This window comes from Virgibacillus salarius (assembly GCF_039521925.1).
GTDB classification, from domain to species: domain Bacteria; phylum Bacillota; class Bacilli; order Bacillales; family Amphibacillaceae; genus Virgibacillus; species Virgibacillus salarius.
In genome coordinates, this window is the sequence record NZ_BAAACY010000018.1 from 1 (window position 1) to 10,394 (window position 10,394).

Below are 10,394 nucleotides of genomic sequence, written 5' to 3' on the forward strand. Positions count from 1 at the left end.
GAGGTGCTCTAATTTTTATGTCTTTAAAGTCTTGAGCCCCAAGGGCTCTATATTATGAAATTAACTCAATTATCAAATGATATACTTATTTCTCTACTTCTTCAACTCCTTCATTCCCCCTTTTTTATCTTTGACATACTTTTGAAATAAAAATGTAAGATTAGAATGAAGACATTTGAGGTAATACTATATAAGATACTATTGTTAAAATATGGATGCATTGATATCGAGATAAGGGGTGTCGTACATGAAGGGAATCATTTTAGCTGGGGGAAGTGGTTCAAGACTTTCTCCTAGCACAGACAGTATCAATAAGCACTTGCTAGCAGTCTATGACAAGCCAATGATCTACTATCCATTATCTGTTCTCATGCTTGGGGGTATTAAGGAAATCATGATTATTAGTACACCCGAAGCTAAGCCAAGATTTGAAGAACTGCTCGGAGATGGTTCATCACTAGGTATTACCTTGAAGTATAGTGAACAAAAACAACCTAATGGCATTCCAGAAGCTTTAACACTTTCTAAACATTTTTTAAAGAATGACGCTGTCACGTTAATTCTAGGAGATAATATATTCTACGGACAAGGGTTTACAACACTACTTCGCCATGCGCTTAGAAATCATAAGCATGCAACTATTTTTGGTTACCGTGTAAAGGACCCAGGTCGTTTCGGTGTCGTAGAATTTGACCATCGACAAAAGGCAATATCACTCGAAGAAAAACCGGAGGAGCCAAGATCTGACTTTGCCGTGACCGGACTTTATATATACGACAATCAAGCTGTGAAACTAGCAAATACATTAAAACCATCAGCAAGAGGAGAACTCGAAATCACAGATTTAAATAAAGCATATTTAAGACGAGGGCAGCTAGATGTAGAACTGCTTGGCAGAGGATTTGCTTGGATGGATGCTGGAACCCATGAATCACTGTTTGACGCATCGGAATTTGTTAAAATTACTCAACAACGTCAAGGGTTTAAGTTAGCTTGTCTCGAGGAAATCGCCTATTACCTAGGGTATATTTCTAGGGAGCAATTATATAAAAAAGGAAAAGCGATGAAAAAAAACGATTATGGAGCCTATCTATTAGAAATCGCTGACCGTAAACACACACAACAATATTGGGATACTATTGATCGTAATCCAATGCTAGGGCTGGTTGAATAATGAAAACAAATAAATCTACTATCTTAATTACTGGCGGCGCAGGGTTTATCGGTGCTAATTTCATTCCATATTTCATGAAAAAACACCCAGACTATACTATTATCAATCTCGATAAACTGACGTATGCAGGTAATCTATTACATTTAACCGAGGTAAGTGATTCACCTAACTACCATTTTATTCATGGAGATATTACGGATGAACAACTTGTTACAACTATATTCAATCGCTATGATATCGGTGGTGTTATTCATTTTGCAGCTGAATCACATGTAGATAGATCTATTGAAGATGCTAACCATTTTATTCAAACAAATGTGCTTGGAACCATGGTGTTACTACAAATTGCCAAAAATGATTGGCAAAGAAAGCGGCAATTACAACACAGACGATTCCATCATATCTCTACAGATGAAGTTTACGGTTCATTAGGTGAAAAAGGGAAATTTACGGAGACAACACCTTATAATCCTCGAAATCCCTATAGTGCATCAAAAGCTGGGGCAAATATGCTCGTTAAAAGCTTTGGATACACGTACGGAATGGATGTAGTGGTGACGAGTAGTTCAAATAATTACGGTCCAAAACAGCATGATGAAAAATTAATTCCAACCATTATTCGAAAAGCACTAAAAGGGGAAGCAATTCCTATTTATGGTGACGGATCTAATATTCGTGATTGGTTATATGTGTCAGACCACTGTGGTGCACTCGATCTTGTTTTTCATCATGGGAAATCTTTGGAAAAATATAATATTGGTGGTTCCAATGAACAGACAAACATAGCAATTGCTAAGAAGGTTTGTCACATTTTAGATGAGCTAACTCCTGAGTCTAAAAGGGAAAATGGCCTTTCTTCGCATGGGGAGCTTATCACGTATACAAAAGATCGCCCTGGACATGATCAACGTTATGCCGTTGACGATCAAAAAATACGAACAGAATTGGGCTGGAAACCGGTAGAGGACTTTCATACCGGCCTTCAGAAGACTATAAAATGGTATATAAGGCAATGGGCGAAAAGCAAAGTCCATTAATTTCTGTCGTTATTCCGGTCTACGGCTGTACACAATGCCTCCGTGAATTATGCAGTCGAATCAAAACTACGATAGAAGAGATTCCAGCCCAATACGAAATCATTCTAGTTAATGATGCTAGTCCGGATAATGCTTGGCAGACCATTAAAGATTTGAATAATAAAGATAAACAAATTAGAGGATTGAACTTAGCTCGAAATTTTGGACAACACCATGCAATAACGGCAGGACTTGATTACACAAACGGAGACTGGGTTGTCGTCATGGATTGTGATTTACAAGATCGACCAGAAGAAATAAAAAAATTGTATAAAAAGAGTCAAGAAGGTTATGAGGTGGTTTTCGGAAAACGTATGGAACGCAGAGATAATTGGTTGAAGAAGAAGTCATCACAATTTTTCTACCGCATCTATGATTATTTTTCTGGTGGGACATCTGATTATACAATTGCCAATTACAGTATCGTATCTCAAAAAGTAGTAGTAGGCTATCGACAAATGCGAGAACAAAATCGTTTTTTTCCCTTGTTTTTGCAGTGGATGGGATATGAAAGCACCTCTATTCCAATTGAACATGACGCACGAAAAGAAGGGAAATCTTCCTATAATCTAAAGAAATTAATTACGTTAGCAACGGATGCGATTATTTCCCAATCTAATAAGCCATTGAGGCTATCCATTCAATTCGGATTTCTTATTTCTTCTGTATCCTTTATTTACGGTATGTACTTATTTGGTAGATATTTTTTCCTTGCTGAACCTGTACAAGGTTGGACAAGTGTCATGGTTTCTATCTATTTCATTGGTGGATTGATTTTCTTTAATTTTGGAATTCTAGGATTATATATCGGAAAGGTATTTAATGAAACAAAAGATCGGCCGCTTTATTTGATAAGAGAAACAACAGACAGTAAAGAATATGAAACAAACAAACGGAGCTGATAGCATGGACACATATTTAAAACCAACCCCTTGGGATAAACGGAATTTTCATATTAATACGTATGAGCTCACCAGCACTTCAGAGGAAGCCTTACAGGAAACGAATCAAATAGAAGGACATTTCACTCTAAAGATTGATCCAACTATCAATACAGAGAAGTTGTATAAATACGGCTTTTATTATACAGATACGTTAATAGAACCAGTATGCCAAAAAAGCAAATTGAAATTATTCAAACAAGATGGTATGGAGCTTTCTAGAGATTATGATAAAGCACATATTTTAGAAATCGCTGGTGAAGTCTTTACAAATGGACGATTTCATCGTGACTTTAATATTCCTAATTTCATGGCTGATCATCGCTATAAAAACTGGGTAAATGATTTAATTCAAGCAGATAAAATTGTTGCGCTAATCTACGGAAATCATTTAGCTGGCTTCTTTGCTTATGATTCTAATAAAGTCCTTCTACTAGCGATGGATAAATCCTATCGCGGGAGAGGTCTTGCAAAATCGTTTACCAGCCATTGTGTTGATGAATTGTTTCGTATTGGCAATTATGAGGAAGTCAGAACATCGATTTCTCCTTCGAATCCGGCATCATTAAATGTTTTTATTTCATTAGGCTTCCGATTAAATGGTGCTGTAGATGTCTATCATAAATTAAATGGCTCTTTACCAGTTGGGGTGTAACAATGGGATATCTGTATATTCTTGGGACCATTGGGTTCACAGTTTATGGCCAATTAATTCTAAAATGGAAAATTGATCAATATGGAAGTTTACCAAATGCATTTATGGGGAAAATCAATTTCCTACTACAGTTATTACTAAATCCATGGATTCTATCTGGCTTGTTTTCTGCTTTTCTAGCAGCGCTATGCTGGATGGTAGCGATGACTAAGTTTGATATTAGCTATGCATATCCTTTTATGAGTCTTTCTTTTGTACTTGTATTTATACTTTCTGCTGTACTATTTGGGGAACCAGTATCTCCTCCAAAAATAGTCGGATTTTCCCTTGTGATTGCAGGTATTATTATAATGAGGTGATTCTATGATTCCGTTTAATAAACCTTGTGTGATTGGTTCAGAGATGACCGCTATCCAACAAGCTATCACGTTCAACAAAATTTCGGGTAATGGTTCATTTGGAAAAAAATGTACGAACTGGTTAGAGAACCAGTTAACTTGTGATAAAGCATTACTGACCCCTTCCTGTACCGCAGCATTAGAGATGACCGCTTTATTATTGAATGTTCAACCAGATGATGAAGTTATTATGCCTTCTTATACATTTGTTTCTACTGCCAATGCCTATGCATTACGCGGTGCTTCGATTCGATTTGTTGATATTGATCCAGGCACCATGAATATTGATCCAAAGGAAGTGGCACGGGCGATTACCGATCAGACCAAAGCCATTGTGGTCGTTCACTATGCTGGTGTAAGCTGTGATATGGATGAAATATTAACGTTAGCAAACAGCCATAATTTATGGGTTATTGAAGATGCCGCACAAGGCTTAATGAGTACATATAAAGGAAAAGCACTTGGTTCGATTGGACACATGGGAACACTTAGCTTTCATGATACTAAGAATTATACGTGTGGTGAGGGCGGTGCATTACTCATTAACGATCCTTCCCTTAGCGAACGGGCAGAGATGATCCAGGAAAAAGGAACGAATCGTTCTCAATTTATTCGTGGAGAGATCGACAAATATACATGGAGAGATGTTGGTTCATCCTATTTATTAAGTGAAATTAATGCTGCCTATTTATCCGTACAGCTTGAACACGCTAGTAAGATCCATCACGATCGTCTACATAGTTGGAACCAATACAATCACGGTTTACTAAACTTACAGCTGGCTGGAAAGATTGATTTACCAACCGTTCCCAATCCATGTGAACATAATGCACATATGTATTATATTAAAATGAAAAACCAGTCAGAAAGATATCAATTGCAACAGTTTTTAGACGAACATGAGATTGTGACAGCTACTCATTATGTTCCCTTACATAGCGCACATGCTGGGAAACAATTCGGTGCATTTATTGGTGAGGATACGCATACAACAACGGAAAGTAATCGCTTATTACGCTTACCGCTTTACTATGGGATAGGAGAAGAGGCAATTAATGATGTGGTCAACAAAATACAACTGTTTTTCCAACCATAAGCTTCTGATAGGCATTGCTTGTCTAGTTATCGTTGCCTACCTGATGCCGTATTACATTCTAGGTGAAGACACACATATTCGTGTACACGATAATTTAGACTCCAATATCGTATGGTATCACTTGCTTGCAGAAAGTGGCCAAATTTTTAGCTTAACGGATACGATATTTCCCAACATCATTAATGGGTTACCAAGAAGTTCCCTACCTTCTGGATTAGATGCAATGGTATGGCTATATACCATGTTTGAACCCATGACAGCGTACAGCATTGGGCAAACTATCATGCGGTTCGTGGCTTTTTTCGGTATGTATCTATTATTAAAGCATTTCACTTCGTTTGGTAGGAAGATACCAATCATTACTGTTGGTTCCTCGTTAGGGTTTGCTTTATTACCCTATTGGCCATCAGGTATGCTATCGATTGCTGGATTACCACTAGCCTTGTTCTTATTTTTATCCATTCGGAAATATGGGAAAGCAACACCTTGGTATTATTGGCTAACCCTATTGCTTATCCCATTTCTGTCTAGTTTTGTGCTAACCTTTGTTTTCTTTTTAACCATCATGGGTCTAATTTGGCTTATCGATTGGATTCGCTTGAAGCAGTTTCATTGGCCGTTTTTTGGGGCAATTGCAGCAATGACAAGTATTTATGTACTAAAAAATTACCTATTAATCACGTCCATGTTTTTTAGTTCGGGATTCACTTCTCATCGCGACGCATTAAATTTAGGGCATAATTCCTTGCAACGAAGTGTAGAGTTATCATTTGAAAATTTCCTCTATGGTCATACCCATGATATGGCACAGCATTACTGGATTATTATACCGGTAATTGGGTTTGCCTTTATCATTGCAGGCTATCGGTCTATTAAACCAACATGGTTATTAGGATTATTTTTTATTAATTTTTCCCTTTCCATCTGGTATGCATTTTGGTATTGGGAGGGATGGCGTGTAGTGAAGGATAATTTTATGATTGCCAACACCTTCAATTTTGCCCGGATTCACTTTTTCGATCCAGCTATTTGGTACATCTGCTTTGCTTTAGCATTGGCAATTATTTGGAAACACCTTCGCTTTGGTAGATTCATTGCTGTTTTTTTAATTATTGCTCAATGCGGGCTGGTTTTATTTCCATTAAATGAGGAAAGTAAATATAATTCTATTGGCACACCGACATTTAAAGAATTTTATTCTGAAGAATTGTTTACTGAAATTCAGTTATATATTGGTAAGAATCTCGAAGATTACCGAGTGGTAAGTATTGGAATGCATCCAACTATCGCACAGTACAATGGGTTTTATACGCTGGATACATACAATAACAGTTTTCCTTTGGGTTATAAACAAGCGTTTAGGAGAATTATTGCGGACGAACTTGAAAAAAATCCATTGTTAGAGAATTATTTTGATACGTGGGGCGGTAGATTATATATGTATGTAGCTGAACACGGTGAAAATTATCTCTATACCAAAAATCGGAATGACCCAATTGAAGATCTGGATATAAATACGAAGGCATTGAAAGATCTGGGAGGAGAGTATATCTTAGCAGCTGTACCTATTAATAATGCAGAGGAACTTCATCTCACACTAGAGAAGACATTCGAACACCCTAATGCTGCATGGAAGATTTGGCTTTATCATGTAGATTAGTGGAATCGCGCAAGCTCAACGGCAGAGCTGCGCGACCTTTTATGAAATGTGTGATTTCTAGTGAGCAGTATATATACAGGACTATTCTCCATTTCCATGCATTAACTATCCATATTTTGATAATCCCATAGCAACTTCCATTCTCCATCAACCTCTGCCATATAAACATCCTGTATTAAGGTAGAATTACCGTATTTCCCGTTAAAATGTTGAGAGACGGTGATTCGATAAACGATCGGAATTGGTTCTCCCTCTACTGTAGGAAGCCAATTCTTCATTTCCTCGATATCTCCAAAGCTATATGTGAAATGGAGTACTCCAAAATAATTCATAATGACATCTGATCGATCCTGAATATACGTTCCTTTTGGAAATTTTTCTTTCATCATTGGATGCAACATTTCCCAGGACTCAGAAAAAGCTCCTCTTTGCTCATAGGCGTAAAATTCCTCGGCAGCCTCCTCTGCTTGATGCTCTGGTGATGATGCAACAACAAAATATATGGTGCCCGCAACAGCAATAGCAAGTATAAAAAGCAATAGTAATAGTTTATGCAAAGTTTCATCTCCTTTTTATGCTTGCTACCATATTATTCATAGCTACAACAAATTATTATTAGAACGACTAGTAACATTCATCTTCAACTAATTCATTAGCTTAACTCGAAAAATATTACAGAAAACCGAGAAAGATACACCTCTTAAATAAACAATTTATAGGGACTGGTATAGAAAAGGCTATGGGAGAAGAAAATTTTGTGAAGCCCCAGGAGTCAGTATGCTTTACTAGAGACAAAACCTCGCCCGCGGAAATCATAGTATTTTAATGGTGCGACGATAGAACCTATTTTAAGTAATGAAACCGTTCGGGTTAGGATCTGGATAAAATTCGTCTCTCCCAGCCTCCTTGCATCAATCCTCAATATATACAGAATCGATAATGGTTCGTTCGAAAGTAGAACCTTTCTTTGTTTTTCCACTAATGTCTACGGTAATATTATAAGCTTGATTTTTCTTTGGAAATGTTAGATTTGTAGACATATCTACATTTCCTTTCGTTGAAAATGACTTTACTTCGTTCATCGTTCCAGACTCCACTATTTTATAGCTGGCTTTTAAGCTATCTTCTTGAATGAAGGAATCATCAGTCTTTAATTGATAATAAAATGATTTATTTTTACTATTTTTATTCATATTCGATACTAGATTCCACTTCCTTGGAGTATCATAATTGGCAACAAGCAAATAGGCACTATCCTGTTTACTCCCTAGTTCAACCATCCATTCTCCAGAGACAGGATTTTTTACTGGAATTGTATATGCAGTAGCTCCTGTAAATATCCCTCCGGATTCTTGAGTTGTTGCTTGCGTAGCTATATACGATTTGCCCGATGGATCTATTAATGCAAGCTGATTTAATTCATGAGCCGCATAAACTTGCACTGTTATCTCGTCTACACCATCTTCAATCGGTAGAGAAAGCTGATCGCTCTTATTTTGAACTAGCGAATTACCACGTACTAAATGGTCTGAGGTGGGTAATGGCATTCTATAGGAGCTTGGTGAGAAGCTTCTTCCAGGCACCGATTCATCCGCTATGAAGCTCTCAAAGACAGGAAATATGACTTCACTGCGAACTGAAGTATGATTCCAGTCTCCTATAGCAATTTCTTGACCACCCGGTAAATTACTACTAACAGCTGTTACTACACCATCATTATCTCCATAACTAGAGAGATAGACGCCACCATACCAAGTAGCAGAGAATATGGACCCCCAATCCGTTCCTCCAAGCGTATAAATATCGTTGTAGTATGCATATGGTTCAGAATCAGTGATGGAGCGAAAATGCTCCATATATCCTGTCTCCACTGCAGTAGTGCCTTCCCCTTGCATACCGAGTAAATCTGCCAGCCAACCAGCCCAGGAGCTATTTGCCAAATCTGCTAGCTGTGAGCCATGATGTGGACTAGAAAGCGTAATAATATTATCTACATATTGCCATGCATCATAATATGTTACTGCAGCCTGAGCATCAACTCCTCCTTTACTATAGGCAACTAATGTAATTGGCTGGCCATTAAAATGCGCGGCTATTTCTTCAATTTTGTCAGCAAGTAGTCTTCCGTTATCCCACATATCAGCCGAAGCCCCACCAGCATCGTATAGCTGAACAAATGCCGTATGATAGCCTGCCTCATAGGCTGCCTCATACAAACCATTGTCTTCCCAAAAGATCTGAGCCACATTGTTTAATCCTGGGACAAATAATAAGACAGGTGCTCCCTCTTGTGGATGTTCAGGTGTCTCCCCAACAAACCATTCTCCTGGTGTTTCATCGTTACCGTTATTTCCTTTCCCAAATACCGTTATGTCGTCACCCTTGCCTACAAGTCGTGGACTAGCTATACCTTTTGCTTGTGCTGCTACATAACACGGAATGGATATTACAAGTAAACCGAAAAGAAACATAACGAGCAGTCGAATCGTCATCTCTTCTCCCCCATTCAGAATATTAGTGGTAGTTACTATATAAACATCATTGTAAAATGATGGAACTGAAAAGGGCTTTTACTCCTTTATATTTATGAAAAACAGGGCTTCTTTAATAACTAACTAAAGTAAAGAAGTTATAAAGCGATGATTATTTAAAACACTACAGCCTTTTATTTTAAAAACTGCTGAATTCGTAGCCAACGAATTCAGCAGTTGTTCACCATAGATGTATCATCGTTTGTACATAAATCTGTACCATAATATAAAATACGATTGCATATTTAAAATTAAAGCGAATCCCATTTTTAAAACCATTTAAACCGTTCGAGGCACTTAAAATAATTACTGGCATTATCAGAGGTGAAATTAAAATAGAGATGACGCTACCAGATGCGACTGCTAATACAATTAACTCAGGAGGATATGGTAGAGCGATATTTTCTAATATTCCTGCTACTAAAACCATCACGGTTAATGGTCCCATTCCAATAAACCCAAGGAAAATCACAATAAATGGAAGAAGATATAGGATATTAATAAATGGTAGCATCTCTTGCAACGCATAAACACCATCCACTACATAATCACCAAAATTTGTTTGATTTAACGCATAAATTAATACTCCTGCACCGAGCATAATGCTAAGCTGATATGATTGATTTGTCATATTTTGCTGAAAGTAAATTTTCGCTTCTTCTACAAATTTTTTCGGTTTCTTTTTGACCACGTAATAGAAGCAAGTCCAGATTATCACTGTTAGAGGAATTACCATCATTAGATCCGTGGAAAAAATGGCATGGATAATAAAGATTGATCCAAATAAACTAATTAAGAAAAACGGAGCAAAATTCGCTCATTCCTTATCACTACATGCTCAGATTTACGCTTCCTCTAGTAGC

The 10,394-nt window shown here is 37.3% G+C and carries 10 protein-coding genes; 7 read left to right on the top strand and 3 right to left on the bottom strand.

The window, feature by feature from the left end:
• Positions 1-247 precede the first annotated feature (247 nt).
• From rfbA to ABDZ84_RS03170, 7 genes are read left to right on the top strand one after another with little or no spacing between them, the layout of a single operon-like run.
• Entirely contained in the window at positions 248-1,174 is a 927-nt protein-coding gene (rfbA, locus tag ABDZ84_RS03140; RefSeq protein ID WP_121605753.1) for a glucose-1-phosphate thymidylyltransferase RfbA, read from the top strand.
• Positions 1,174-2,211 (top strand): dTDP-glucose 4,6-dehydratase, encoded by a 1,038-nt coding sequence (rfbB, locus tag ABDZ84_RS03145; protein ID WP_026680105.1) that lies wholly within the window; start codon positions 1,174-1,176, stop codon positions 2,209-2,211. The genes rfbA and rfbB overlap by 1 nt, the downstream gene beginning before the upstream one ends.
• Positions 2,172-3,152: a glycosyltransferase family 2 protein gene (locus tag ABDZ84_RS03150; protein WP_321133258.1), complete on the top strand. Its 981-nt coding sequence runs from the start codon at positions 2,172-2,174 to the stop codon at positions 3,150-3,152. The genes rfbB and ABDZ84_RS03150 overlap by 40 nt, the downstream gene beginning before the upstream one ends.
• Positions 3,153-3,156: 4 nt before the next feature.
• Positions 3,157-3,846, top strand: a complete 690-nt coding sequence (locus ABDZ84_RS03155; protein ID WP_343780025.1) for a GNAT family N-acetyltransferase — start codon at positions 3,157-3,159, stop codon at positions 3,844-3,846.
• Between the two features lie 2 nt (positions 3,847-3,848).
• On the top strand, positions 3,849-4,205 hold the full coding sequence (locus tag ABDZ84_RS03160; protein WP_026680108.1) for an EamA family transporter: 357 nt from the start codon (positions 3,849-3,851) through the stop codon (positions 4,203-4,205).
• A 4-nt stretch (positions 4,206-4,209) separates the two neighbouring features.
• On the top strand, positions 4,210-5,340 hold the full coding sequence (gene rffA, locus ABDZ84_RS03165) for a dTDP-4-amino-4,6-dideoxygalactose transaminase (protein WP_026680109.1): 1,131 nt from the start codon (positions 4,210-4,212) through the stop codon (positions 5,338-5,340).
• On the top strand, positions 5,300-7,000 hold the full coding sequence (locus ABDZ84_RS03170) for a DUF6044 family protein (protein ID WP_343780030.1): 1,701 nt from the start codon (positions 5,300-5,302) through the stop codon (positions 6,998-7,000). The genes rffA and ABDZ84_RS03170 overlap by 41 nt, the downstream gene beginning before the upstream one ends.
• A gap of 101 nt (positions 7,001-7,101) precedes the next feature.
• On the opposite strand, the gene ABDZ84_RS03175 is transcribed toward ABDZ84_RS03170, so the two are convergent.
• From ABDZ84_RS03175 to ABDZ84_RS03185, 3 genes are all read right to left on the bottom strand, one after another.
• Positions 7,102-7,557 carry a hypothetical protein gene (locus ABDZ84_RS03175; RefSeq protein ID WP_026680111.1) on the bottom strand — a complete coding sequence of 152 codons (456 nt, stop codon included), beginning with the start codon at positions 7,555-7,557 and terminating at the stop codon, positions 7,102-7,104.
• A gap of 354 nt (positions 7,558-7,911) precedes the next feature.
• On the bottom strand, positions 7,912-9,492 hold the full coding sequence (locus tag ABDZ84_RS03180; protein WP_026680112.1) for an esterase/lipase family protein: 1,581 nt from the start codon (positions 9,490-9,492) through the stop codon (positions 7,912-7,914).
• Between the two features lie 220 nt (positions 9,493-9,712).
• Positions 9,713-10,222 (bottom strand): hypothetical protein, encoded by a 510-nt coding sequence (locus ABDZ84_RS03185; protein ID WP_051388258.1) that lies wholly within the window; start codon positions 10,220-10,222, stop codon positions 9,713-9,715.
• Positions 10,223-10,394: the final 172 nt, after the last annotated feature.